This window comes from Chryseobacterium sp. 1B4 (assembly GCF_036631475.1).
Classification (GTDB): Bacteria; Bacteroidota; Bacteroidia; order Flavobacteriales; family Weeksellaceae; genus Chryseobacterium.
On the sequence record NZ_JAPNUF010000007.1, the window covers coordinates 555024 to 579651 of the forward strand.

A 24628-nucleotide genomic window follows, 5' to 3' on the forward strand; every position below is an offset into this window, starting at 1 on the left:
AAGTTTAAATCAATGTAAATAATGGAAAAATTGTTCTTGGTCCGTCACGGACAGTCACTCTGGAACCTTGAAAACAGGTTTACAGGCTGGAAAGATATCGATATAACAGAAGCCGGTATTGAAGAAGCAAAAAAAGCAGGACTTGCTTTAAAAGGAGAAAGAATAGATATCGCTTTCACTTCTGCCCTCATCAGGGCACAGCATACCCTCTCCATCATTCTGAATGAAATAGGAAATCCCAATATCCCAGTTGTAAAAGATAAAGCTCTGAACGAGCGTTCTTATGGAAATCTTGAAGGGTTAAACAAAGCAGAAACAGCACTTAAGTATGGTGATGAACAGGTTCATATATGGCGCAGATCATATGATGTGGTTCCTCCGGGTGGCGAAAGCCTTAAAGATACGTACAACAGGGTAATTCCTTATTTTGAAAGCCAGATAAGGCCGTTATTAAAACAGGGTGAAAATGTATTGATCGTTGCTCACGGGAATAGCCTCCGTGCACTGATCATGTATCTGGAACACCTTTCTCCTGAAGAAATTCTGGAAAGAGAAATTGCCACAGGATATCCCCTGACGTATGTTTTTGATGAAAAATTTCACGTAAGCCGGAGAGTAGGCTGATTCGATTAATAAAGCTTACCTTTGAACATTAAATTTTCAATCCATACAGCGTGTTTATAGCTACCAAAAGCATTTCTATTCAGAACGAAATTTTTATCCTTACCAACCAGCGTGCTGCATTCTGGGAAAAAGAAAAAGCGCTTGTTCTTTCTGATCTTCACATCGGGAAAACTGCTCATTTCCGGAAAAACGGCATTGCACTGGCTAACCATATTATGAAAAGCGATCTGGAAAGATTATCTGCGCTGATTGAGTTTTTTCAACCTGAAAAATTCGTTGTGGTTGGAGATTTGCTTCATGCAGGAGACAATTCTGATGTAGATGAGTTCTGTATATGGAAATCCCGATATCCTGGAATACAATTCTATCTTATTGAAGGAAATCATGACCGGATATCACAAGCTTTGGAAGAAAAATTATGTTTCAATCATAAGTCTGAACTGCTCGAGATAGCAGGCATTACTTTTATTCATGATTTTGATACAACAAGAGCGGGATTCCAGGTTACCGGACATATTCATCCCGGAATTGTACTGAATTCTTCAGTCAGGAATATCAGGCTCCCCTGCTTTGCTCTCAGCAGCAACCAGTTATTATTACCGGCTTTCAGTGAATTCACCGGACTGGATACGAAAAACCTGCCTAAGAAAAGTACCTTTTTTGTCTTCACAGATGCGGAGATTTATGAAATCTGATTTTCTGCTTATCTCTGACAATATATCCGTGTCAAGTTTTTAAACCTTGACACAGATGATATATCAGATAGTAAAATCTTACCCTTTCTTACTCAAACGGATACTGTACAGTGTGATCAGGACTGTAATCACCAGAAATAATGCTCCGATCCATGGTGTGCTTGCCAATCCTAAAGATGATGTTACAATAACCCCTCCTGCATAGGATCCGATGGCAATACCAATATTAAATGCTGCAATATTGATCCCGGAAGCGACATCCTCGGTTCCGGGAAGTTCCTTTTCTGCTATCTGTACTACCAGCAGCTGCAATCCGGGAACAGACGCAAATGATAATGCTCCCAGAAGAAAAAGCGTAATGATGCTTAAAACAGGACTGCTTACCGTAAAGTAAAACGCAAATAATACCAATCCCTGAGCAGCAAACATCCATAGAAGGGCTTTAAGAGGGTTTTTATTCGCTACCTTTCCACCAAGAAGATTTCCCAAAGCAATAGCAATTCCGTAGATCAGCAGGATGAAGGTAACTGTTGATTCCTGAAAACCTGTGATTTTCTGTAAAATTGGTGACAGATAAGTAAAAACTACAAATGTTCCTCCATATCCCATCGCTGTCATTAAAAACGCAAAAATCAAACGTCTGTTTCCCAGTACTTTAAACTGACTTTTTAAAGAAGCTGATTTCCCGTTTTTCAGGTTGTTGGGAACCAGCAATAAGCTGGCCGCTAATCCAATGATTCCCAGGATGGAAACGCCTATAAAAGTTGCTCTCCATCCGAAATGCTGCCCTATGAAAGTACCCAGCGGAACTCCCGTTACAATTGCCAGTGTGAGCCCGGCAAACATAATGGAAATAGCAGTAGCCCTCTTTTCTTCAGGCACCAGAGAAGCCGCGATGGTAGAGCCTATGGAAAAGTAAACCCCATGAGCAAAACCTGTAAGTATTCTTGCCAGCACTAAAGTTATAAATCCGGGCGCTATAGAGGCCAATCCGTTTCCGATAACAAACAGCAGCATGATAGATACTAATAGCATCTTACGGGGAACTTTTCCTGTTAATGCCGTTAATATCGGAGCTCCTATCGCTACTCCTATCGCATAAAGGCTCACTAATAATCCTGCTGAAGGAATGCTGATTCCGAGATCAGAAGCTACTGTAGGAAGCAATCCGACAATTACAAATTCAGTTGTTCCTATTCCAAAAGCACTTATCGTTAATGCCCAAAGTGCCGCAGGCAAACCTTTTTTAATAGTTTGTGATGCTGTATTGACCTGTATTTCTTTTTGATAATTCATTGTCTTGTATTTTGTTGATATTGACGAGACAAATTTCCGATGAATAATTGTATTATAAAAATTATTTAAATTGTAACAAACTATCAGAATAATGATAGTTTTATTTTACACTTAAAATTTGTTCCTTTGCAGAATAATCATAAGTTTTAATGAAGAAATCAGAAGCAACCCGTCTTACTATTCTCCAAAAAGCGTTCGAATTGATCTATGTAAAAGGTTTTCAGACCACGAGCATTGATGAAATTATCGCAACGACTCAGGTGACCAAAGGAGCTTTTTATTATCATTTTAAAACCAAAGATGAAATGGGTCTTGCTATTATTACCGATCTGATGAAACCTAATTTCAGAAAAACTTTTATCGATTCTCTTCAGAACAGCAAAAATCCTTTGGACAGCATCTATGATATCATGCACCATCTTCTGATGGAAAATGATTTTCTGAAAGTTGAGTATGGCTGTCCCACCTCCAATTTCGTACAGCAAATGGCCCCATGGCATACTTCGTTTACACAGGCCTTGCACGATCTTTCAAAAGAATGGGAGCTGGCTCTTGCAGAAAGTATTCAAAAAGGGAAGGAATCTGGTATCATTAAAAGAGAAGTCAGTGCAAAAGAAGTCAGTGTTTTTGTTATTTCAGGCTATTGGGGCGTTAGAAACCTTGGTAAACTTGAGCATTCAAAAGAAGTGTATCTCACTTATTTAAAAGGACTTAAATCGTATTTTAAAACACTTCAATAATTTTTTTGATTAAAAACATACTACTTAGTATGTTTTTATTATACCTTTGTTGTGTTCAAAAAAATAAACGATGTATCAGACCCTTACCTTTTTACATTCCCAAACCCGGTGGCTGGTTTTAATAAGTTTGATCTATGCAATTTTTCGCGCTTTTAAAGGATATTTTTCAAACCGTAAATTTACAGGAACAGATAATTCAGTAAGGCATTGGACCGCTACCATTGCTCATATACAGTTGATTATAGGAATGGTATTCTATCTCAAAAGTCCGGTCATACAATATTTCTGGAAAAACTTTAATGAAGCAAAAGAATCTTTTGAACACCTGTTTTTCGGGATGATCCACATTTCATTGATGATTACAGCCATTATTGTCATCACAATAGGTTCCGCACTGGCCAAAAGAAGGCTTTCTGACAAAGAAAAGTTCAAAACCATGGGAATCTGGTTCTCCATTGCACTGATCATTATTTTTATTGCGGTCCCGTGGCCTTTTTCTCCTTTTGCAAACAGACCTTATTTCAGATAAATTATGATAGACTTATTGAAAACAAAAATCGGCCGTTTAAGAATTCTGGCAATTCTGGAAGGCATTTCATTACTGAGCCTGGTATGCATTGCCGTTCCTGTAAAATATTGGATGGGAAATCCTTTATTTGTGCGGTTATTAGGCCCCGTTCACGGAACATTATTCCTGCTCTTCCTTTTCAATACGCTGAGTGTTGGCGTAGAACAGAACTGGAAGTTCAGAGAAATAACATGGAAGGTAATCCTTGCCTGTTTCATTCCGTTTGGAACATTTTATATTGACAAAAAAATTCTGAGCAAACTATGAAGAGTCTTTTTATCATCTGTGGAGTGGCCTTTATGCTGTATGTAGTGTATAAAGTGTACCGGTTTCAGACTTTAGATGACGGTCTTCCGCAATTGCTCAAAAAAGGAGCTGTTATCCTGGACGTAAGAACTGAAAAAGAATATAAAACGGGACATATTGAAGGTTCTGTCAATATTTCACTGGGAACCATCAGGGAACGGTATACAGAGCTGGACCCTGAGAAGACATATATCACGGTCTGTTCTCACGGGCTGCGAAGTGTAAAAGCTGAAAATATACTGAAAGAAAGAGGCTTTAAACATGTTTACAACGGCGGTGCCTGGAGTGACCTCCAGAAAACCATCAGCAAGTAAAGCAATTCAATCCCTCTAAGAGATATAGAGGGATTGAATTTTTAAACTGTTTTATCATCCAGCCATGCTACTTTCTGATCAGATGAATGCTCCTGCCCTATTATATCCCTGTATAATTCAGGCTTTCGGGCTTTAATATAACGGTATCCTCCCGCCTGGATAAGCTTTCGGGGAATCATCACTGCAGATGCAAAACTGTCTTCCCACGAGCGGCATTCTGCAATCACATCTCCGAAGGGGTCTATCATCATGGAACATCCGTTTTTCAGCTGGTCATCATCCATCCCTACAGGATTTGAAAAAACAATATAAGTTCCGTTATCATAAGCTCTTGCCGGCAGCCATTTCATTAACCAGTCTCTACCCTTCATCCCGTCGAACTCAATGCGTAAGGAAGTAGGATCTGCTTCTCTGTTTTCCCAGAGCTGAGGATCTACAAAACCGGCTCCGGGCCTGGTAGAAGGGGTACACATCGTTACGTGGGGCATAAAGATGATTTCTGCTCCAAGCAGCCTTGTAGCCCTTACGTTTTCAATAATATTGTTGTCATAGCAGATGAGAATACCGCATTTCCAGCCCATGATATCAAATACACAATACTCATTACCGGGCCTAAGATGAGGATTGATAAAAGGATGGAGTTTTCTGTATTTAGCCTTCAGTCCGGTTTTATCAACACATACATACGCTTTAAAAAGGTTATCATATTCATCCTTCTCGAATAAACCTGCCAATATCGTAATGTTATTCTGAGCTGCAATCTGCTGTAATTTCCGGATACTTTCGCCTTCCGGAATACGTTCTGCAATATCCAGAAGCTGCTCTCTGGAAAGCTTTCGGGCAAATGTATAACCTGTGACGGAGCATTCATGAAATGCAATAACATCAGATCTTTTAGCAGAAGCCTGCTGAGCCAGTTTTTCGATGACAGAGAGATTGTAGGCTTTATCTCCACTTTTATTTTCAAATTGTGCGGTTGAAATTTTAATATTCATTGTTTTTTAAGCAAAGCTAGATGCTATCACTTTTAAAAAATTGTATAAAACCGACATGCTTTTTACAACTCAATGAAATTAACTGCCATTTTATTTTCTGTGTTCAGATATTGTTTTGGAGTAAGCCCGGTATTGTTTTTAAACTCTCTGATAAGATGTGACTGGTCAGAAAATCCTGCTTCATAAGAATGTAGAGTCATATTTTTATTATCAACACTTCTATTTATCAGTCTCAAAAAGGAATGCAGCCTGATAATATTGCTGTATTTTTTGGGAGACATTCCCATATAATATTCAAATTTTCTTTCCAGATGGCGTTCAGAATATCCTGTGAATTTTTCCAGATCTTTGGATGATACCAAACCTTTGTTCTGAAGAATATATTGTTGTGAAGCGGCAATAATTTGATGATCTGTATTCATCCTTTCAGAAAGAAAGTGAGTAAAAAACACATTCAGATCATTGATAATATGCAAAGGGTTTATTTTATTAAAAAGTTGTTCCTGAAAACTTTGCAGTTTGTTCTTCAGCACATCTTCCACGGAAACAATCTGATTAGAAATCTCTCTGGCGGAAGTATTTAAAATAATATTCAAAAAATAAGGCTGAAATACAACAGCAATAAGGAAAAATCTGTCCCTGGAATAAAAATCTTTATATCCGTTTAAAACGCCGTAAAAAAAGGAAAGCGGCATCCTATCGCCGGAAATACCGGAATACAGACTCATATCTCCGGATAGAATAAGCCCTGAGCTGCCATCAGTAAACAGCCTTAGACTTCTGACTGTTTTTTCAGAATTCTCCAAGAAAATGTAATGCCTGATAAAAGCAGCTAAATGTTTAGGAGGCGGAATCTGCATGCATCAAATGTACATCAAACTTGCCGGCAGAAAAAGAACTGTTTTTTAAATTCCGGCAAATACCTATGAATTTTTGAAAGAAATCAATCTAAGGTACCACATTTTATTTTCTTTTGGTCAGGTATTTGAAAGACTTAATGAAATTATCTCCCATTCCTGAATAAAATCAATACCAATCACTTAAAATATTTAATATGTCAACACAAAATCTTACCCATCTTGAAGCGATCAAAAAGATCAAAGAACTGTCGGAAAATGCCAGAATATGTATGTTCTGTACCGAATTGGAAACCATTCCTGTCAATTCACGACCCATGACCCTTCAGGAAACAGACGACAGCGGAAATCTGTGGTTTATCAGCAGTGGAACCAGTAATAAGAATTTTGAAATCAAAGAAGACCGCAGAGTACAGCTGTTTTTTATGAATAATGGTGATTCCCAGTACCTTTCGGTATATGGAGAAGCTTCGGTTTATAAGGACAAGGCAACCATAGAAGATAAATGGTCTCCTTTGGCTAAAGCGTGGTTTGATGGGAAGGATGATCCCAATGTAACCATTATCCGCGTAGAACCTAAAGAAACCTATTACTGGGACACCAAAGCAGGAAAACTGGTGAGCCTTTTCAGTTTTGTTGCCGCTGCAATTACCGGGAATAAAACCAATAATTCTGACGGTGTAGAAGGGAATGCAACGATTTAGAAAGTTTGGGTAGCAATGAACTCTATCACAGATGTATTGCGGGAAAACAAAAACGGCTCAAGAAATTGAGCCGTTTATACAAGATTAATAATGTTAATTTTTCACCTCTTCCATAGAGGCTCCAAAATTAATATGAAGGACATTACCGTTCGGCGTTACTAAAGCCGGTACAGACTTTACCCCTGCATGTTCAGCCTCTTCAATTTTGTTTTTATCATTTCCCAAATGGATGATTTCAACATTTTCCAAACCTATAAGAGTAATGATATCATGCTCTGCGCTGATGCAGACCGGGCATCCTGCATGATAAAAAATGGATTTTTTCATAAGATTGTATTAATTAATAAGTGTTTTCATTATATTTTTTAATTCTTCCGTTTCCTTTTCGTGTAGTGGTTTCAGAGGGCTTCGTAAATTCCCCCATCTTCCCCGAGAATATTCAACCCTGACTTCACCGCTCTCGGCAACCCTTTGCTGACAATAAATTTTAAAAGGTCAAACTGCTGATAGAAAATTTCTTTTGCTTTTTCAAGATTTCCTTCTTCCACTGCATTATAAAGACTGATATTCAGTTCCGGGATAAGATTGGGAGCTGCTGTACACCAACCTCTTGCTCCGGCAGAAAATGCGGCCAGGGCCAAAGGATTTGAGCCGTTATAGAATGCAACTTCTTCACCTAATGCTTTTCTCAGATAATGCATCCTCTGAATATCTCCGGTACTTTCCTTAATCATTGTTACATTAGGAATTTCAAGCAGCCTTTTCAACAGGGCCGGTGACATATCCACCCCGCTTGTTGCCGGATTATTGTAGGCCATAATCGGGATAGAAATCTTATTGGCGACAGCATCATAATGGGAAACAATTTCATCGTCAGTAAGCTTCCAGTAGCTCATGGGGATAATCATCACTGCATCCGCTCCTGCTTTTTCCGCAAACTGCGCATGGTGAACCGTTTTTTCTGTTGTAAGATTGGAAACCCCTACAAGCGTTGGAATTCTTCCTTTTACCTGCTGCAAAGTAGCTTCTGTAACTTCTTCTTTTTCTTCATCAGACAGATAAGGCATTACCCCTGTGCTTCCTAATGGCGCAATGCCGTGGCTTCCGGAAGTGACCAGCCTTTCTACCAGATGTCTGAAAAGAGGAATATCTACTTTCTCATTTTTGTCAAAAGGTGTTATGGGATAGGCAATAATCCCTTTGAATGGAACATTTTTCATGTTTTACTGATTTAAAAATTGAAAATAAATTTAACCTTTTGCCTTAAAGGTCTCTGCCTTCCTCTTCTCTCAATGCGACTCCCAGGTTCTGCAGCTGAGGAGCATTTTCGCAGGCAATATATTTGGCAGGCTCGGTATCACTAAGGTTCTGATGTTTATGCCATGCCCAGGAAGGAATATATACCGCATCTCCTGCTTCCCAATGTACCCTTTCATCTTCTACTTCTGTCCAGCCTTTTCCCTCAATGACAAATAATACGGTTTCATACGTATGGCGATGTCTGTTGGTCTGCTGGCCGGGAAGAAGTCCGCCGATCGTCATGCTGACATTCTTGCTGGGAAGATCCACAAAGAAAACCGGATGTTTCCTTTCTGTTGAAAACTGATTGTGCTCACCCGCGTTTTCTACATTTTTATGAATCAAATGGCCAGGCTTTACATACTTTGGTCTTGCAAAAGTTTCGTGAAAGTCTTTGGAACTGAATTGTTTCTTGTCCATAATTTAAAATTATTAAGGTTTTGTGCTTTATTGCATGACAAAATTATTTTATATTTGGACTGTTTAAATGATTCAGTTTTTACATAAACAGATAGTCCAGATGCTGCGACCTTGGAAATTAGAATTAGAAATTGATAAAAAGCTTGATAAAGCCGTTTATCTGCAGATTGCCGATACCATTATCACTGACATCCGTTCAGGAAGACTGAAACCCGGTGATGCCCTGCCTGGTAGCCGGAATCTGGCGCAGACTTTAAAGATTAACAGGAATACCGTTGTGGAAGCTTATCAGGTTCTTATTAATGAAGAATGGGTGATTTCCAAAGAACGGAAAGGAATTTTTGTATCAGAAAATCTTCCTGCTTTACATGAGAAAAAACAGGTAGAATACAGGATTCTTTGAATCAGCAGATGATTTCCAACGGAATGCTAATCAATTATGATGACGGGCATCCTGACAGTAAGATTGCACCTGTAACAGAGCTGGCAAGAGCTTACAGACAAATTTTCAGCATTAAGGCCAAGTGGCAGATGATGGGTTATGGAAATGAACATGGCGATGTTGAATTCCGTAAAATGATTTCTCAGATGCTGAATCATCAGCGTGGAATGCATATTCAGGAAAATGAAATTTCTGTTACCCGAGGCAGCCAGATGGGCATGTTTCTGACAGCTCAAACTCTTTTAACTTCCGGCGACCTTGTTATTGTAGAAGATCCGGGATATCAGCCTGCATGGCATGCTTTTGAATATGCCGGTGCCGAACTGTTACCCGTACCTGTAGATCATGAAGGAATCAGTATTGAAGCTGTTGAAATGCTTCTGACAAAACATCAGAATATTAAAGCCATTTATATTACGCCTCACAGGCAATATCCTACAACTGTCACTTTAAGCCTTTCCAGAAGATTAAAATTAATTGAGCTTTCAAATCAGTATAATATAACCATCATTGAGGATGATTATGACAATGAGTTTCATTTCGGGTACCGCCCCATCCTTCCTGTTTCAAGTTTTGCGGAGCTACAGCATTATGTTTATATCGGAACACTGAGTAAAGTGGTAGCCCCAGCTTTGAGGATTGGTTATCTGGCCACTAAAAACCAGGAATTACTGAAAAAAATCGGCGCTCTGAGAAAAATTATTGATGTGCACGGAGATGTCATCATGGAACAGGCTGTTCTCCAGCTGATCAGAGAAGGTGCGGTAAAAAAGCATATCAGAAAAGCAACCATTTATTACAGACATAAAAGAGATTTCGTTTATGAGCTGCTAAAAAAGCATATGGCAGCTATTGCAGATTTCACACTGCCTGAAGGTGGGCTCGCCTTTTGGATTGTTCCTAAAGTTCAATTGGATTGGGATGGGGTAACCACTCTTCTATTGGAGAAGAATATCAAAATAATCCATCCGAAACAATACAGTCAAAATAAGGTCAACGGCTTCAGATTAAGCTACGGAGCCCTTTCTGAAGAGCAGCTGGAACAAAGTATTCCTTTGATTGCTGAAATTTTTTCTAACTCCTTTTAACCATTGATTTCACAGACTACAGATGTCCCACAACCAAAATCAAATAAAAATTGAAGATTTTTAAACTTAAGTGAACTTCTCAGCAGTTTATCTTTAACCTTAAAATCAACTTAAGTGGTGAAAGCTTTTGTGACTTTTGTGGTTTAGTAAATATTTTCCCACAGATTTCACAGATTTGCACAGATGCTTCTGTATATTTAAAATAATTTCAGGTAATAAAAAATCTTTGATTTTTAAACTTAAGTGAACTTCTTCGCAGTTTATTTTTAGCTTAAAATCAAATTAAGGCATTTGAATTATAGTACTTTGAAGTCTGAATTCATTAAAATCACTCTACTTCAAAAACTGCCTGAATCTCTACAGAAGACCCCACAGGAATTGATGATGCCCCCAGAGTTGCCCTGGCATGTTTTCCTTTGTCTCCGAAGATTTCTACGGCCAGGTCAGAAGCTACATTCATAAGGTCTGCATGCTTTGTATAATCCTCTTTTGTATTGAAAATTCCTGTTAGTTGAACACATTGTTTTACTCTGCTCAAATCCCCTCCTACAGCTTCATTCAATACCGAAATGACGTTAAGCATGGTAACTCTAGTAGCTTCTTTTACCTGCTGTTCATTTACTTCAACACCTAATTTCCCGGGATTGAAGATTTTACCGTCTTTCAAAGCAACCTGATTAATGAATACGAGATTTCCGGAACGTACAAAAGGCTGATAATTTCCTGCCGGTTTTGGGACCTGCGGAAGGGTGATATTTTTCTGTTTAAGTATTTCAGCAAAGTTCTGATGATGTTCTGCAGCAGGTGCAGCTCTTTTTGGGCGGGTATCCTTTAATGCCAGCGCTACTCTTGCAAAGTTTTTCCCTTGTAATTCGGCAATATTACGTTCTCCTTTGGTAGGTCTTTCAACATCTTTTAAAGAAGCCATACTCGTTACCCCTAACACGGTATTTCCCTGTGGAATAGCTTTGTTCAGCTCTTCCGTCCCACGGATGCCGTTAGGGACCAATATCATTCCGTGAACCGCAAGACTGTTCCAGAATGCCTGCATGGCCAGCTCTTTTCCGGCACCGCTTCCTGCTGACATGAAAACCGAAGCCGGAACACCTTCTAAAGCATGAGTGGTCCAAAGCTGGACGGTTTTAGCTAAAAACTCACTCATTCCCGTACTGATATTTCCGAAATAAACCGGTGAGCCAAAGACAATCCCATCGTAATCTGCCAGCTCGTCTATAGTTGCCACCGGAAGGTTTTTAAGGTTAGGATTTTGTGAAGATTTGACCATTTTGATATAAGGAACTGCATTATTTTCACTTTCAATTCCTTTAGCGATTTCTTTGGCCAGTTCATAAGTCCCGCCATTATCTGAATGGATAAGGACCAATATTTTTGCTTTATTTTGTGCCATAATGGTGATATTAGATAATACAATTAAAATAAAAAAAGACATCGTTTTTTCATTCTGAACAGGATATAGTTTATTTTTAATAATGTTACTTTATTGACAGTACAAAATTAGTATTGGCGTTTTTATTAAATTTGCCAAAATATATATGCAAAACGACAATATGAAATGCGGACTGATTGAAAAAACGGAAACCCACTTTATTGATTCTATTGAAAAAGAGGCTTATGTCTGGTGCGAAAAAACTGGAAACATGATGATTATGAACATAGGCATAGCCGTGCTCAGCTGACTTTTGTAGAAGATGGTTACCAGTATTTCCATATCGGCAGGAAAATTTATCTTGTCCCGCAACACCATGTCATATGGATTCCTTCAGAAAAAGGCCATAAAATAACTTCTGAAGCACAAACGGTGAATCTGATGGTATTTCTCTTCAAATCAGTTTTTGAAGACGGATTTTATCAGAGTGTTCAGGTGTTTGCTGCTCCTCCTGTGTTGAGGGAAATGCTTTTATATGCCTCAAAATGGAATCAATCATTAGATAAAAATGAAGAACAGGACGTGTTTTTTAAAGCTATTTTAAAAAGTCTTCCCAATTTCTGTAAGGAAAGCAGCGGTCTGGAAATTCCTGTACCTGCAGATACAAGGCTGATTCCTGTATGCAACGAAATCAATACCCATTTTAAGTATAATTTAGACATTGATGCGCTGGCTGAAAAAGCACAAATGTCTGTCCGGAACCTCCAGAGAATTTTCAAAAACGAAACCGGAATTACCCTTCAAAAATACCTTCAGCTGACAAGAATTTTAAAAAGTATTGAACTGATCGACACCAGACAATATACTTTAAGTGAAGTTGCTTATAAAGTTGGTTATCAGAGTCTATCTGCTTTTACTTCATCCTATTTTGCCATCATGCAGGTAAAACCAAAAGTTAAAAAAGGTCATGGTGTTTCATCATGAGGCATGTCAACCGGTTTTGATTCGGGCGAGCCTTTTTCGCGAAGCCATATGGATAAAATAACCAGTGAAGCTACGGCGAGAAATTCACTCTGCCAGTTCTGAAAAGACTCAAACCAGAATCTTGATTCTGAAATATACTGCATTGCCGATACAGCCGGTTTACTGTTCATCAGCTGTTCATCATTAAAATCCTTAAGGCTTCCATAGAAATGTAAGATAAAACTGGCCAGAAAGAGAACGGCAAAAGCAATGGATAAGGAATGTTTATAGAGTTTCAGCCATATTCCTCCTTTTTTGACGGGCCATGGCGCTTTGGGATGCGGTACAGGCTCTTTGTCAACATCTTCCTCTTCAGTCATAGATTTCGACTCACTGGAGCCCTTCTGCCTCAGAGAAATCGTTAATAAAACATAAAGCATCATCTGAAGAAATTCGCTTTCCCAGTTTTCAAAAGTTGCCTGAATAAAATGGCCGCTGTGAATATATTCGCCGATCTTTAAAGCAGGCTGTCCGTTTTCAATGAGTTCTTTGTTTTCTGTTTTCCAGCCCATAAAAAACTGTCCTGCAAGAAAAATGATCATCAGGGTAATCAGAACAATACTTAAGCTGTTGCGATACAAGAAACTGGTGCGTGGCATATTTCTGAGTTTAAAGTTTAAAATTTAAAATTCCAGGTTTAAGGTTTGAGATATAGCGTTTTATGGATCATGTTTCTGATAAGGGAATACTTTCTGCAGATTCCTGGTTGTGGGTCCTGTAAGAATTTTTCCATTCACATTGAATCTGGAGCCATGGCACGGGCAGTCCCAGCTCAGCTCTGCACTGTTCCACCGTACTTCACATCCTGCGTGCGGACAGGTACTTCTCAGGAGATGTAATGTGCCATCAATCTCTTTGTACAGGGCATAAGATTCTGATTCGTACCGGATGACTTTCGCCTCTCCTTCTCCAATTTCTGAAAAGGATTCTATTTTATCTTTAAAAATTTTATCTTTTACGAAGTCAAAGGCTACCGCTGCATTTTCTTTCACAAAATCCGAGAATCCGGCAACAGGTTTGATTCTTGAAGGATTGAACAAATCTCCGTATTTGCTTTCTCCTGTAACGATCAGATCATGCAGGATCTGTGATGAAAGTGTTCCGAATATCATTCCGTTTCCTCTGAACCCTGTGGCAACAAAAATTCTTTCCTTACTGCCGGGAAGCTTTCCAATATACGGAAGGCCGTCCACCGACTCATAATATTGGCTGGACCAGCTATAATACACTGTTTCCACATCAAAGTATTCCCTGACATAGTTTTCAAGCCTTGAAAAACATTCTCCGGTGTCTTCAGCATGTCCTGTTTTATGATCTTCACCACCTGCAATCAAAAGGTTTTCACCTTCGATATTCTGAATACGGTAATAATGATAAGGCTCACAGAGATCATAACCCAGTGCCCACGGATAGCGGTCGTTTTTCATGGTAAAAGCCATTGCATAGCTTCTGTAAGGTGCATTCGTAAAATGAAGAACATTGACTCCCGGCGGTATGTGAGTTGCATAAACAACATTTCCGGCCTTTACTTCTCCTTTTGAAGTTTTTAAAGTAACGTATTCTTCCTTCTCATCGTGATCTTCACAGAGACAGTTTTCCTGAATGGAACCTCCCAGCTTTATAAAAGCCTCACAAAGTCCTTTGATATATTTTATCGGATGAAAATGGCCCTGTCCGGGAATAAGTACAGCTTCCCTGAAGGGTATAGGAAAAGGAATTTCATTCACATAGTTCATTTCATGGCCAACTTTATCAGCGCCTTCTACAATATTCTTCAATTGCTCCTGCTGTTTTTCATCCAATGCAAAAAGGTATGCTGATTTTCTGGCAAAATCACAGCTGATATTGTATCGCTGAATGCGGTCTTCGATAATTTCAATGGCATCAACTCCGGATTCGGCATAGAGTCTGGCTTTTTCAAGACCAAAATCCCTGATAGCTTCATTGAAGGTGGTGTCAAAAAAATCATTTAAATGGGCAGTTGTTCCCCCTGTTGTACCGAATCCGATATTGGCAGCCTCCAGAATGATACATTTTTTTCCGGATTCCTGCAGCTTCAGTGCTGTTGACACTCCTGTAATTCCGCCGCCCACTATGGCAACATCAAATATCTGGCTGAGATCAGTTTCTGCAGAAAATTTTCTGATCTCTTCCTGCCATATACTTTTTCTTGCACCGTCTCTGTACATAATTATATTTTTTGCAGTTAAACTTACCTGATTTTCAGGGTATCACTTTCAGCAATTCCTGTTTTAGCAGTGTTGGCAGGATTGTTCTTCTGATCTCTTTTCCTGTTTTCGTCTTCATCAATATTGCATCTGCAGGAAGTAAAAGTAAATAGACTTAGAACGCCTAAAATAAGTGTTGTTGTTTTCATAATGTAATTTTTTTAGTGTTGAATATCTATCCGTTCACAATTAATCCTCCGTTGGGGTGTAGTACCTGTCCGGTAATCTGCGAGGCATCTTTACTGGCCAGAAACAGAAAGCTGAAAGCAATTTCTTCAGGAGTAGCATTTCTCTCGAACGGAGGTTTGTTGGGATTTTCTTCTTTTTCGTCAAACGTTTCTTCAGTAAGCGGTGTTGCTACAGGGCCGGGTGCAACGGCATTGATGCGGATTCCTTTTGGTTTTGCCTGTAATGCCAGTGAACGGGTAAAAGAAACAATAGCTCCTTTTGTAGCGGAATAGTCGATAAGCTCCGGATGACCCTGGTATGCAGAAACCGAAGTTGTATTGATGACACAGCTTCCTTCTTTCAGGTAAGGGAATACAACCTTCGTCAGTAAGATCATTCCCACAATATTGGAATCAAAGGTTTGTCTTATATTCTTTTCCTCAAGATCTTCGATCCTGTCCGCAGGAAACTGAATTCCGGCATTATTGATGAGAATATCAATTTTTCCGAATACCGAAATCACTTCTTTTACCGTTTCTTCACAGAATTCATAGTCATTAATATCTCCTTTGAAAATGATGCATTTTCTATTCAGCGTTTCAATTTCTGCTTTTGTTTTTCCGGCATCATTGTCGCTGGAGTGATAAATAATGGCAATATCGGCACCTTCCAGGGCAAAAAGGAGCGCTACCGCCTTACCGATTCCACTGTCGGCACCGGTAATTAAAACAGTTTTGTCTTTTAATTTTCCGATCATACCGTTATTTATTATTCTTCTGTTGTGGGTTTTTGCATTTCATACATTCTGTGGGCAGCCATACTATCACTTGAAATATTAGCCATGGCTACGGAAAGCTTATTTTTTAAGCCCGATACTATTTTATCATCTCCGTTCATCAGAGCATTATAACCGTCAATGGCCACTTCTTCAGGTGAAGCGAGATTATCCCTGTCTTCAAGTATTTTACTTCTGTTCATATCCGCTTTATTAAAGAAATCTGTGTCTGTAGGTCCTGGTAAAAGCGCAGTCACCGTAATTCCGGAATCTTTTAATTCTTCGCGAATAGCTTCAGACCAGGAGAGCACAAATGCTTTGGTACCATGGTATACCGATTGCCATGGACCAGGAGCTTTACTGGCGACAGAAGCCAGATTTAAAATTTTTCCTGATCCTTTGGGCAGCCGGTCCTTCAAAAACAGTTTGGTCAATATGATGACAGAAATGATATTTAACTGTATAATGTCTACTTCCCTGTGAATATCAGTATCCTGGAATTTTCCATAGACGCCCTGTCCGGCATCATTAACCAGGATTTCAGGGCTTATTCCATTCATTTTCAACTCTGAATAAAGGGAATAAGCTTCTTCTTCCAAAAAAGATTTTTGGAGATACTGATCACATTCACTCCAAAATTTTTAAATTCATCAGCCTTTTTTTCAGCTCTTCATGATCTCTGGCCACAATAACAAGGTCATAACCATTCTTGGCAAACTGTTTGGACAGTTCGTAGCCTATACCGCTGGTAGCACCTGTAATGAGTGCAAATTGATTCTTGCGATCCATAGATTTATTTTAAGATTAAGAGTCTGTTCAGTTCACTTTTAAAACAGCCCAAAATGAACTCCGTATAATAGAGCTGAGCATTCAGAGCTTGTGTTTTGGGATGAAGTTCCAGTTTTTTAGTCAGGATAATCTCACCTTTGTAGGAGAACGAGAAATAGGCGAAAATTTTATATCCTGAATTGCGGATTGGTGTGCAGTAGCCTGTTGTGGCAATAGACCAGTCGGACTCATAAAGCCTGGCTACATTCAATGCCATGGTTTCTGCAATATTTTCTGAAACACAATCGCATTCTTCGGCTTCCTGCCTGTTGACCTTTAACAGTTTTACTTTTTCCTGCAAAGAATAAGCTGTCATGCCTCCTTTATAAAACATAGAGGCGTTCGGCATCTGAGAAAAAGCCAGCTGTAAACATCCTGAGGTAACACTTTCTGCCACCGAAATGGTTTCATCTGTGGTCATCAGTGACTGGCTTATATATTCGAGAAGATTTTTTTGAAAATCCATACTATTAAGTTTTAATGGTTTATAAGTGTATCAAATCCGGTTTATTTCCACGGGTCAAGAACGACCTTTACACATCCGTCTTCTTTTTTATCAAAAATTTCATATCCTTTGCTTACTTCATTAAGAGACAGGCGGTGGGTAATGACATCATCAAGCGTGATTTTTCCGGTCACAACATAATCCATGAGTTTATCTATGATGGGATGAACGTTACATTGTCCTGCTTTAATGGTGATCCCTTTGTCAAAGATCTGCCCGAGTCTGAAATTGTCATAATTGACAGGATAAACTCCCAGAACGGAAACGATACCCCCTCTTCGGACAGCGCTCATGCATGCTTCCAGGACCTTGATTGAGCCTTTTTCAAAGTTCAAAACAGCTTTTGCACGGTCTATAAAGCTCCTTTCCGGCTCAAAACCTACGGCCTCAATACAAAGATCAGCTCCACGTCCGTCCGTCATATCCCTGATCTGTTCTATTGTGCTTTCCGCATCTTCCCACAAAATGGTTTCGCATCCTGTAAGCATTTTGATACGGTCCAGTCTGTATTGAAGAGTATCAACAACAATGATTTTTTTGCATTATACAGAACTGCGCTTTTAGCAGCCATTGTGCCTACAGGGCCTGCCCCAAAAACGACAACGGTTTCCCCTCCTTTAAGTTCTCCCCACATCACGCCTGTATAACCGGTGGGGAAAATATCTGTAAGAAATAAAACCTGTTCATCTGTTAAGTTTTCAGGAACCTTTCTGGGACCAAAATGGGCGTAGGGAACTCTTACATATTGTGCCTGTCCGCCGTCATATCCCCCATACAGATCCGTATATCCGAACAAAGCTCCGCCTTTATCTTTAAAAATGCCTCCTTCCGGGCCATAATAATCCGGGTTACTGTGTTCGCAGGCAGTAGGAAGATCGTGCTGACAGAAGAAACAGCTTCCGCAGGCAACGGGGAAAGGAACTACTACCCGGTCCCCTTTGTTCAGATTGATAATGTTTTTTCCGGTTTCTTCTACAATACCCATAAATTCATGTCCCATTACCATTGGCCTTGCCTGGGAATTCCTCCGGAATACATGTGCAGGTCACTGCCACAAATAGCGGTGGAGGTTACTCTCAGGATAATATCATTTTCATCCAGAATTCTGGGATCTTCTACGGTGTCACAGGTAATGTTACCCGGTGAGTGAAAAACGGCAGCTTTCATAATTTAAATATTTAAAGTGATTGGTGGTGTGAAGGGTGTTTTTATGATTATGCGTTTCTCTCCATTTCAAGATCCCAGACTCTGTGCTGAGCAATAGCCTGGATGAATTTATTGGCAGGATCTCCGTCTTCCCATGTAATGATTCCCGGATCCTCATGTTGTTTTGTTGCTACATTGGAATTCTGATACAGTACCTCTGTATCTTTTCCGAAATAAATGGCTTTGCAATGTTTATAGGCTTCATTGATGAAATGCAGTACCTGATGTTTGTTTTCTGAAGTCATAAGTTCCTTTACAGCATCTTCTCCCGGGCAGATGGCAAGAGCATCAAAACATACGCTTGCAATACTTGTAAGAGAATGTTTTGGTACAAGCTCAGAGCCGTCATTCAGCCTTACCGGGGCAACACTTGGGGCAATCAGTTCCACTCTGGCGCCTTCTGCTTCAAGCTTTGTTTTAAGATCATTCACCGCACCTCCATCAGCACCGTTAGCCAGGATAAAACCTATTTTACGGCTTTTGATCGTATTTTTTACGGTATGCGCCATGCTCAGTGCGCCGGAAGTTTTTGTGTGAGGTTCCCTTTCTTCGCTCTGAAGTTCTATAATATTACTGTCTGCAGGCAAACTTTGATTAGGCCATTCCAGCTTTTTGACTTCAACACCTAATTTTCCTGCAACGCTCCATGCGAGGGACATATCAATATAAGCCAGCTGGCCTACCAGTCTTTCTCTGATTTCCGGACGGGTTACTTTTGACAATTCAAAGACCAATGCATTCTGAAGGTGCGTTTTTTCCGGTGTTGACTGGCTGTTGTAGAATAATTTAGCCTGAGAATAATGATCTACGAAACTCTTGCTTCTTTCTCTGATCTTCACTCCGGAAACTCTTTCCTGCTGGGAGGTAAATCCACCTTCAGACATCATCGCCTGAAAAGGGCATCCTCCACCGATGGAATTCGGTTCATAACTGCTTTTCCCTTTGACGATCTGCTGTCTCATATGACCGTCCCTTTGGTTATTATGAACGGTATTAAGGGATCTGTTAATCGGTATTTCATGGAAATTGGGAGAGCCCAGCCTTGACAGCTGAGTGTCGGTATATGAAAATAATCTTCCCTGCAGCAACGGATCATTGGTAAAATCAATTCCCGGAATAATATGTCCGGGGTGAAAAGCAACCTGTTCTGTTTCTGCAAAGAAATTATCAGGATTTTTGTTCAGTGTTAAAGTTCCTACAATTTCTACGGGAACTTCTTCTTCAGGAACTATTTTGGTAGGGTCAAGAAGATCAAAATCAAATTTATGTTCATCTTCTTCAGGAATCAGCTGTACACCGAAATCCCATTCAGGATAATCACCGTTTTCGATAGCTTCCCAAAGGTCTCTCTTATGGAAGTCAGGATCTACCCCTGAAATCATCTGGGCTTCGTTCCAGGCCACAGAGTGTACGCCTAATCTGGGTTTAAAATGAAATTTTACAAAATGGACTTTTCCTGCCTCATTGATGAATTTAAAAGAATGTACCCCGAAACCTTCCATCATTCTAAAGCTTCTCGGAATGGCTCTGTCACTCATCAGCCACATGATCATATGCATGCTTTCGGGCATCAGTGATATAAAATCCCAAAATGTATCGTGGGCCGATGCAGCCTGTGGAATTTCATTGTCCGGTTCCGGTTTTACAGCGTGCACGAGGTCAGGAAATTTGATGGCATCCTGAATAAAAAATACGGGCATATTGTTGGCTACAAGGTCATAATTTCCCTCTTCGGTATAAAATTTTACGGCAAATCCCCGGACATCTCTTGCCAGGTCCGTACTTCCCTTGCTTCCCGCAACGGTTGAAAATCTTACAAAAACAGGGGTTTCTTTCCCAAGTTCTGTTAAAAATTTTGCTTTGGTGTATTCTGCAAGGCTTTTGGTAAGTTTAAAAATACCGTGAGCTCCGGATCCCCTCGCATGAACTACTCTTTCGGGAATTCTTTCATGATCGAAATGGGTAATTTTTTCCCTCAGAATAAAATCTTCCAGTAATGAAGGGCCCCGTTCTCCCGCTTTCAGAGAATCCTGATTGTTATTAATCTTTAAACCCTGATTGGTGGTCAGTTTTTCATTTTCATTGGAAGTACTGTGCAGGTCAAGTTGTTCTGCTTTTTTGTTGTGTTCGTTGGTTTTCATATTCATAATCTTTTTTGTGGTTGATCTTTTTTCAAAAGCAGTTAAATAAGGGGGTGGCAGAATTAATCTTTTTTATTTTCCAAAATCTCAAGGAACCTGTTGATATATTCTTCTTCCTTCAACACCTTATAATAAGCCGTTTTGGCATATAGAGTGAAAGAAGGAGACTCAAATTTTATCTCAGCATCCATTGTAGTAGTTTCCATGGTATTTTTAGTATGGAATTCCCGGATATGAAGGAGATATTCTTTTATATAGGTGTCAATTGTATGTTTCAGGATATCACATTTCGCATTATTTTTAATCTTTTCCAAAGACTTGATCAGAAAAGCAGTCACTCCGTAAGAATTGATAATTGGCGGAAATAAAGACTCATTCTCTATCGCATTATTTTTATCATTCAGCCCGGAATGTTGTAAAGTGTCATTTTCAAATATCATATTCAAAAAAATGGTATTAGTTGTGAGGAGCTTTTAAATATTGCTCAAAATAATGGAGGTCGTTTTTATCTTTAATGGACAGATAAAACATGATCTGTTCCGGTTCTTTCAATCCGATACTGCTGAAGCCATCGAAGTGAGCAATTAATGCCTGAATATTTTCAATATCAATATCTTTCAGGATAATGAACAGAAGAAAAATATTTTCTCTGATCTCTTTGGCATATACTGCTGCTCCGTCTTCAAAGCATTCCCCTGTATGAGGTATTTTTATAAAATCTTTGTGTCTCAGTGTTTTTATTATGCTCTGACAGTCCATATATTTTGATTTCATAGTTAAAATAAGCCACATAGAACTACCTACATGGCTTATTGCATGCTTTAATCTTCCTGTTCTGCATCAAAATTGATGTATGTTTCTGCTATATCGGTAAGCAGGGAATCCGTATCTTCTTCTTCCTGAAGTGTTCTCTCGAGAAGATCAGCGGCTTTATCATGTCCCATGGTAATGGCAAGCTGTGCAAGCCCGCCGTAGGTGGCAATTTCATAATGCTCCACTTTCTGTGCAGCAATGATAAGGGCAACATCTCTTGTTGCGGAGCCATCTTCTGTGGCTTTAATCACTTCTTCGCCTTCTTCTATGATTCCTTTGATGGCCTTACACTCTTTTTCTCAGGCTTTTCGTCAATAAGCTGGAATACTTTTTCCAGACGTTTCACGTGTTTTTGGGTCTGAAGATGATGATCCTCAAAGGCATCTTTCAGCTCTTCAGTAGTGGCTGCCTCCTGCATTTTCTCCAGGGCATCCAGGATCGCATTTTCAGCAAAATAAATATCTTTAAGCGCACTCACAAAAAATTTGTGAAGCGGTGAACTCTTCATTTCATCTTCTTTCACAGTTGGCTTATCTGCAGTTCCTTTTTTAGTAGCAGAAACAGCACTATTGGTTTCTAATATTTTATTTGGCATGGTATGAATGGTGTTTTGATATTAAAAGGATTACCTCTTTATATAGGTCTAAAGAGGCAATCCTGGAAAAAGAATTATGAATTACGTCTGCCTCCGAATCCGGAACGACCTGAAGATCTTCCGCCTCCGTGGGAAGCCTGGCCTCCCATTCTGGCTATTCTTGTACGTTCAGCTTTGCTCATAGATGCGAAACCTCTTCTTGAAGTTCCTGAACCAGAATTTGATCCGCCTCTTCCTGAGCTGCTGCCATTATTTCCTGATCTTGCTGAGCCTCCTCTTCCTGAGCCTGAGTTAGAAGACCTTCCTCCACCATGGGAAGCCTGACCGCCCATTCTGGCAATTCTTGTACGCTCAGCTTTACTCATAGAAGCGAAACCTCTTCTTGAAGTACCATCTCCTGATGATGACCTGCCTCTTCCTCCTGATCTGGAGCCGGAACCAGAATTTGAACGTCCACGGGAACCACCACCGGAGTTTCCTCCACGAGATCCGCCTCTACCGGAAGTAAATCTTCCCTGGCTGTCTCTTTGCTGGTTTCCGTTTCCTCCTCTGGAACCTCCTCTTCTTCCGCCGCTGCGTCCTCTCTGATCATCATCGTCATCTTCTTCGTCATCATACTCTTCATCATCCTCATCATCGTAATCATCATCGTATTCATCATAGTCATCTTCATCATAATCATCGTCATAATCCTCATTTTCATCAAAATAATCTTCATATTCTGAAAAATCATCATCGTAATCTTCATCTCTTGAGGCATCATTAAAACCATGATCATAGCCTAACTGGTAAACTTCTTCTAAGTTTTCCGGTGAATGTGACTGTCCTCTTGAACTGCGGTTTCTTGAATTTCTAGTGTTCATAACTGAATTTTTTATTATTAATATTTAGTGATGTGTATTGCAGTCCGTGACTAGTATTAGACGGCAACAGTTGGGTGTCGGTAATTTAAATGATAATAAAAGCAAATGCTTTTTACGTTCCTTTTACTAAGGTCTTAAGAATTGGATTGAAAATTTATATTTCAAATGTACATCATAATAATTCACTTTTTTATGACCTGAATCATGTTAATGTAGATTAATACAAAACTTTCTGTTTTTTTATGATAATAATGACTTCTTTTTTGTTCTTTATATGCTGGGCCTTCAGTCTTGTGAATATTTCCTGATATGCCAAAAAGAATTCAGACTTTTCCTAATTCAAAAAGCATTTCTTATAAAGAATCTTACTTTTTGCTAGTATTCTCTGAAAAAATCTCTTTAGTCTGATGTATTAGTCTTCTGTACATCTTGAACAGAAGACTCTATACATTCACTCAGCTTATTGTTCCTATAATCTTATGAATTTAACAGAAAAAATCACAAAATCATATACGAAACTATTTCTAATATAAAATTTTGCGATTTTCAATTCTCAGGATTTTATTCTTTTCCATATGTTTGATGGTCCTTATTGCGGTTTCTACACAAAGACCTGTAAGACTTGCCATCTGCTGCCTCGTTAATGGAATCAGGAATGAATATGGACGTGCGTCTTTCTGAAAGCTTTTCAAATAATCCATAAGCCCCTTAAGCCGTATAGACGGATTTTGAGATGAAAGATTCTGCATCATGATAAATTTGTAGTAAAGACGCTCAGAAAGAAAGCTGCTTACTTCCATGCATAATTCCGGGTTCTGGTTCAGCAGATTTAAAAAATGGATTTATGAAGCCTTAAAACAGTGCATTCTGTAATGGCTTCAGCACTCATTGGATAAGGCTTATCTATGAATAGTATAGATTCGCCACAGCTTTCTCCATCGGATAAAATGTTTTGGATAAATTCTTTCCCTTCCTCATTATAATTATTAAGTTTTACTTCTCCCTTAACAATCTGGTAATAATAGGTAGGGATATCCCCTTCAAAGAATATAGTTTCTGAAGGTCTATAGTGTCTCGTTTCTGCTCCCGCTGAAATCAAAATATTTTCGTCGATAACCATAATAGTTGTTTTTGGTGTTGTTTTCTTCTTCTCCTCTTCTTTAGTCTTAGTAAAAATATCATTGGGAACTGACAATAACATGAATGCAAAAACTGCACCTTTATGATTGTTTGTAAAGTTAAAAAAAGTTAAAAAATTTAATAAATGTAAATATATTTTTAATTATTGTTTAATTATTTTTATTAAAAATTGATTTAAATTATACTTTTGATACCACATCTTGAAGTTATAATTTCAACTACCTGAAAAAAATATTAGAAAATAAAACCCGTTTAAGAGATTAAAACGGGTTTTTTCAAAGGAATAACAGAAAAAACTGTTATTTTTTTGGAGATTTATTATTAGGGGTTCTTGCGGTATCTGTACTTTTTTTTGTAGAAACTGTATCTGTACGCATTGTATCTGAAGGAACCGGAGCCATAGGGGTAACATTGGAAACGGTATCTGCCCTCATTGTATCTGCAATGACACTATCAGTGGTTACAGATGTTTCTGTTCTTTCTTTTTTACAGCTCAGGACAATGACTCCCATGAGCAGGATTGACATAATGAATTTCATAATAGTATATTTTGTGGTGATGGTTCAAAAGTAGGCCATTATGAATACGCTTTCTTATGACTTAAATCA

The 24628-nt window shown here is 39.1% G+C and carries 31 protein-coding genes and 3 pseudogenes; 9 read left to right on the forward strand and 25 right to left on the reverse strand.

What is annotated here, in order from left to right; all coding sequences use genetic code 11:
- Window positions 1-21 precede the first annotated feature (21 nt).
- Together OWR28_RS12135 and pdeM are read left to right on the forward strand one after the other, a co-directional pair.
- On the forward strand, window positions 22-624 hold the full coding sequence (locus OWR28_RS12135) for a 2,3-bisphosphoglycerate-dependent phosphoglycerate mutase (protein ID WP_332386825.1): 603 nt from the start codon (window positions 22-24) through the stop codon (window positions 622-624).
- A gap of 50 nt (window positions 625-674) precedes the next feature.
- A complete protein-coding gene (pdeM, locus tag OWR28_RS12140; RefSeq protein ID WP_332386826.1) occupies window positions 675-1319 on the forward strand; it encodes a ligase-associated DNA damage response endonuclease PdeM in 645 nt (214 codons plus the stop codon).
- Between the two features lie 78 nt (window positions 1320-1397).
- On the opposite strand, the gene OWR28_RS12145 is transcribed toward pdeM, so the two are convergent.
- Window positions 1398-2615 carry an MFS transporter gene (locus OWR28_RS12145; protein ID WP_332386827.1) on the reverse strand — a complete coding sequence of 406 codons (1218 nt, stop codon included), beginning with the start codon at window positions 2613-2615 and terminating at the stop codon, window positions 1398-1400.
- Between the two features lie 149 nt (window positions 2616-2764).
- Between OWR28_RS12145 and OWR28_RS12150 the strand changes: the two genes are divergently transcribed.
- The 4 genes from OWR28_RS12150 to OWR28_RS12165 all read left to right on the forward strand — a co-directional run bounded on the left by OWR28_RS12150 (window position 2765) and on the right by OWR28_RS12165 (window position 4543).
- Window positions 2765-3355 carry a TetR/AcrR family transcriptional regulator gene (locus tag OWR28_RS12150; protein ID WP_332386828.1) on the forward strand — a complete coding sequence of 197 codons (591 nt, stop codon included), beginning with the start codon at window positions 2765-2767 and terminating at the stop codon, window positions 3353-3355.
- 70 nt (window positions 3356-3425) lie between these two features.
- On the forward strand, window positions 3426-3884 hold the full coding sequence (locus OWR28_RS12155; RefSeq protein ID WP_332386830.1) for a hypothetical protein: 459 nt from the start codon (window positions 3426-3428) through the stop codon (window positions 3882-3884).
- Between the two features lie 3 nt (window positions 3885-3887).
- Window positions 3888-4190 carry a DUF3817 domain-containing protein gene (locus OWR28_RS12160; RefSeq protein ID WP_115960890.1) on the forward strand — a complete coding sequence of 101 codons (303 nt, stop codon included), beginning with the start codon at window positions 3888-3890 and terminating at the stop codon, window positions 4188-4190.
- Entirely contained in the window at window positions 4187-4543 is a 357-nt protein-coding gene (locus OWR28_RS12165) for a rhodanese-like domain-containing protein (protein WP_332386831.1), read from the forward strand. The genes OWR28_RS12160 and OWR28_RS12165 overlap by 4 nt, the downstream gene beginning before the upstream one ends.
- Before the next feature lie 41 nt (window positions 4544-4584).
- Here the strand turns inward: OWR28_RS12165 and OWR28_RS12170 are convergent, their stop codons facing one another.
- On the reverse strand, window positions 4585-5538 hold the full coding sequence (locus tag OWR28_RS12170; RefSeq protein ID WP_332386832.1) for a nitrilase family protein: 954 nt from the start codon (window positions 5536-5538) through the stop codon (window positions 4585-4587).
- Between the two features lie 62 nt (window positions 5539-5600).
- Entirely contained in the window at window positions 5601-6398 is a 798-nt protein-coding gene (locus OWR28_RS12175; RefSeq protein ID WP_332386833.1) for an AraC family transcriptional regulator, read from the reverse strand.
- Window positions 6399-6592: 194 nt separating this feature from the next.
- On the opposite strand from OWR28_RS12175, the gene OWR28_RS12180 reads away from it, so the two are divergent.
- Window positions 6593-7099: a pyridoxamine 5'-phosphate oxidase family protein gene (locus OWR28_RS12180; protein WP_332386834.1), complete on the forward strand. Its 507-nt coding sequence runs from the start codon at window positions 6593-6595 to the stop codon at window positions 7097-7099.
- A gap of 93 nt (window positions 7100-7192) precedes the next feature.
- On the opposite strand, the gene OWR28_RS12185 is transcribed toward OWR28_RS12180, so the two are convergent.
- The 3 genes from OWR28_RS12185 to OWR28_RS12195 form a co-directional block, all read right to left on the reverse strand.
- A complete protein-coding gene (locus OWR28_RS12185) occupies window positions 7193-7426 on the reverse strand; it encodes a thioredoxin domain-containing protein (RefSeq protein WP_332386835.1) in 234 nt (77 codons plus the stop codon).
- A 71-nt stretch (window positions 7427-7497) separates the two neighbouring features.
- Window positions 7498-8319 (reverse strand): dihydrodipicolinate synthase family protein, encoded by an 822-nt coding sequence (locus tag OWR28_RS12190; RefSeq protein WP_332386836.1) that lies wholly within the window; start codon window positions 8317-8319, stop codon window positions 7498-7500.
- A gap of 43 nt (window positions 8320-8362) precedes the next feature.
- Window positions 8363-8818, reverse strand: a complete 456-nt coding sequence (locus OWR28_RS12195) for a cupin domain-containing protein (protein ID WP_332386837.1) — start codon at window positions 8816-8818, stop codon at window positions 8363-8365.
- A 100-nt stretch (window positions 8819-8918) separates the two neighbouring features.
- Here OWR28_RS12195 and pdxR point away from each other — a divergent pair.
- Window positions 8919-10348 (forward strand): annotated as a pseudogene (pdxR, locus tag OWR28_RS12200) (MocR-like pyridoxine biosynthesis transcription factor PdxR).
- A 328-nt stretch (window positions 10349-10676) separates the two neighbouring features.
- Here pdxR and OWR28_RS12205 read toward each other — a convergent pair.
- Window positions 10677-11756, reverse strand: a complete 1080-nt coding sequence (locus tag OWR28_RS12205) for an Atu1372/SO_1960 family protein (RefSeq protein ID WP_332386838.1) — start codon at window positions 11754-11756, stop codon at window positions 10677-10679.
- A 145-nt stretch (window positions 11757-11901) separates the two neighbouring features.
- Here OWR28_RS12205 and OWR28_RS12210 point away from each other — a divergent pair.
- Window positions 11902-12719: pseudogene (locus tag OWR28_RS12210) on the forward strand (AraC family transcriptional regulator).
- On the opposite strand, the gene OWR28_RS12215 reads toward OWR28_RS12210, so the two are convergent.
- The 18 genes and pseudogenes from OWR28_RS12215 to OWR28_RS12300 form a co-directional block, all read right to left on the reverse strand.
- The gene (locus OWR28_RS12215) at window positions 12701-13357 is read right to left on the reverse strand and encodes a DUF6766 family protein (protein WP_332386839.1); all 657 of its coding nucleotides are present in this window, start codon (window positions 13355-13357) and stop codon (window positions 12701-12703) included. The pseudogene OWR28_RS12210 and the gene OWR28_RS12215 overlap by 19 nt on opposite strands.
- A gap of 60 nt (window positions 13358-13417) precedes the next feature.
- The gene (locus OWR28_RS12220) at window positions 13418-14947 is read right to left on the reverse strand and encodes an FAD-dependent oxidoreductase (RefSeq protein ID WP_332386840.1); all 1530 of its coding nucleotides are present in this window, start codon (window positions 14945-14947) and stop codon (window positions 13418-13420) included.
- A 23-nt stretch (window positions 14948-14970) separates the two neighbouring features.
- Window positions 14971-15135 carry a hypothetical protein gene (locus OWR28_RS12225; protein WP_332386841.1) on the reverse strand — a complete coding sequence of 55 codons (165 nt, stop codon included), beginning with the start codon at window positions 15133-15135 and terminating at the stop codon, window positions 14971-14973.
- 26 nt (window positions 15136-15161) lie between these two features.
- The gene (locus OWR28_RS12230) at window positions 15162-15911 is read right to left on the reverse strand and encodes an SDR family oxidoreductase (protein ID WP_332386842.1); all 750 of its coding nucleotides are present in this window, start codon (window positions 15909-15911) and stop codon (window positions 15162-15164) included.
- Between the two features lie 11 nt (window positions 15912-15922).
- Complete coding sequence (locus OWR28_RS12235; RefSeq protein ID WP_332386843.1) at window positions 15923-16489, reverse strand: SDR family NAD(P)-dependent oxidoreductase; 567 nt, start codon at window positions 16487-16489, stop codon at window positions 15923-15925.
- A 67-nt stretch (window positions 16490-16556) separates the two neighbouring features.
- Window positions 16557-16718, reverse strand: a complete 162-nt coding sequence (locus OWR28_RS12240; RefSeq protein WP_332386844.1) for an SDR family NAD(P)-dependent oxidoreductase — start codon at window positions 16716-16718, stop codon at window positions 16557-16559.
- A 4-nt stretch (window positions 16719-16722) separates the two neighbouring features.
- The gene (locus tag OWR28_RS12245; protein WP_002979597.1) at window positions 16723-17223 is read right to left on the reverse strand and encodes a CinA family protein; all 501 of its coding nucleotides are present in this window, start codon (window positions 17221-17223) and stop codon (window positions 16723-16725) included.
- Window positions 17224-17264: 41 nt separating this feature from the next.
- Window positions 17265-17726, reverse strand: a complete 462-nt coding sequence (locus OWR28_RS12250) for an alcohol dehydrogenase (RefSeq protein WP_332386845.1) — start codon at window positions 17724-17726, stop codon at window positions 17265-17267.
- Window positions 17699-18262, reverse strand: a complete 564-nt coding sequence (locus OWR28_RS12255) for an alcohol dehydrogenase catalytic domain-containing protein (protein ID WP_494168452.1) — start codon at window positions 18260-18262, stop codon at window positions 17699-17701. Before OWR28_RS12255 ends, OWR28_RS12250 begins: the two co-directional genes overlap by 28 nt.
- Window positions 18262-18429 (reverse strand): hypothetical protein, encoded by a 168-nt coding sequence (locus OWR28_RS26980; RefSeq protein ID WP_494168453.1) that lies wholly within the window; start codon window positions 18427-18429, stop codon window positions 18262-18264. The genes OWR28_RS12255 and OWR28_RS26980 overlap by 1 nt, the downstream gene beginning before the upstream one ends.
- A 47-nt stretch (window positions 18430-18476) precedes the next feature.
- Window positions 18477-20615, reverse strand: a complete 2139-nt coding sequence (locus OWR28_RS12260; RefSeq protein ID WP_332386846.1) for a catalase — start codon at window positions 20613-20615, stop codon at window positions 18477-18479.
- A 56-nt stretch (window positions 20616-20671) separates the two neighbouring features.
- Window positions 20672-21049, reverse strand: coding sequence for a hypothetical protein (locus OWR28_RS12265; protein ID WP_332386847.1), 378 nt, complete (start codon window positions 21047-21049; stop codon window positions 20672-20674).
- Between the two features lie 16 nt (window positions 21050-21065).
- Window positions 21066-21368, reverse strand: a complete 303-nt coding sequence (locus OWR28_RS12270; protein ID WP_332386848.1) for a hypothetical protein — start codon at window positions 21366-21368, stop codon at window positions 21066-21068.
- Window positions 21369-21430: 62 nt separating this feature from the next.
- Window positions 21431-22017: pseudogene (locus tag OWR28_RS26985) on the reverse strand (ferritin-like domain-containing protein).
- 74 nt (window positions 22018-22091) lie between these two features.
- On the reverse strand, window positions 22092-22880 hold the full coding sequence (locus OWR28_RS12285) for a KGG domain-containing protein (RefSeq protein WP_332386852.1): 789 nt from the start codon (window positions 22878-22880) through the stop codon (window positions 22092-22094).
- 524 nt (window positions 22881-23404) lie between these two features.
- A complete protein-coding gene (locus OWR28_RS12290; protein ID WP_332386853.1) occupies window positions 23405-23680 on the reverse strand; it encodes a helix-turn-helix domain-containing protein in 276 nt (91 codons plus the stop codon).
- Between the two features lie 29 nt (window positions 23681-23709).
- The gene (locus tag OWR28_RS12295; RefSeq protein WP_332386854.1) at window positions 23710-24075 is read right to left on the reverse strand and encodes a cyclic nucleotide-binding domain-containing protein; all 366 of its coding nucleotides are present in this window, start codon (window positions 24073-24075) and stop codon (window positions 23710-23712) included.
- A gap of 244 nt (window positions 24076-24319) precedes the next feature.
- Window positions 24320-24559, reverse strand: a complete 240-nt coding sequence (locus tag OWR28_RS12300; protein WP_332386855.1) for a hypothetical protein — start codon at window positions 24557-24559, stop codon at window positions 24320-24322.
- Between the last annotated feature and the right edge of the window lie 69 nt (window positions 24560-24628).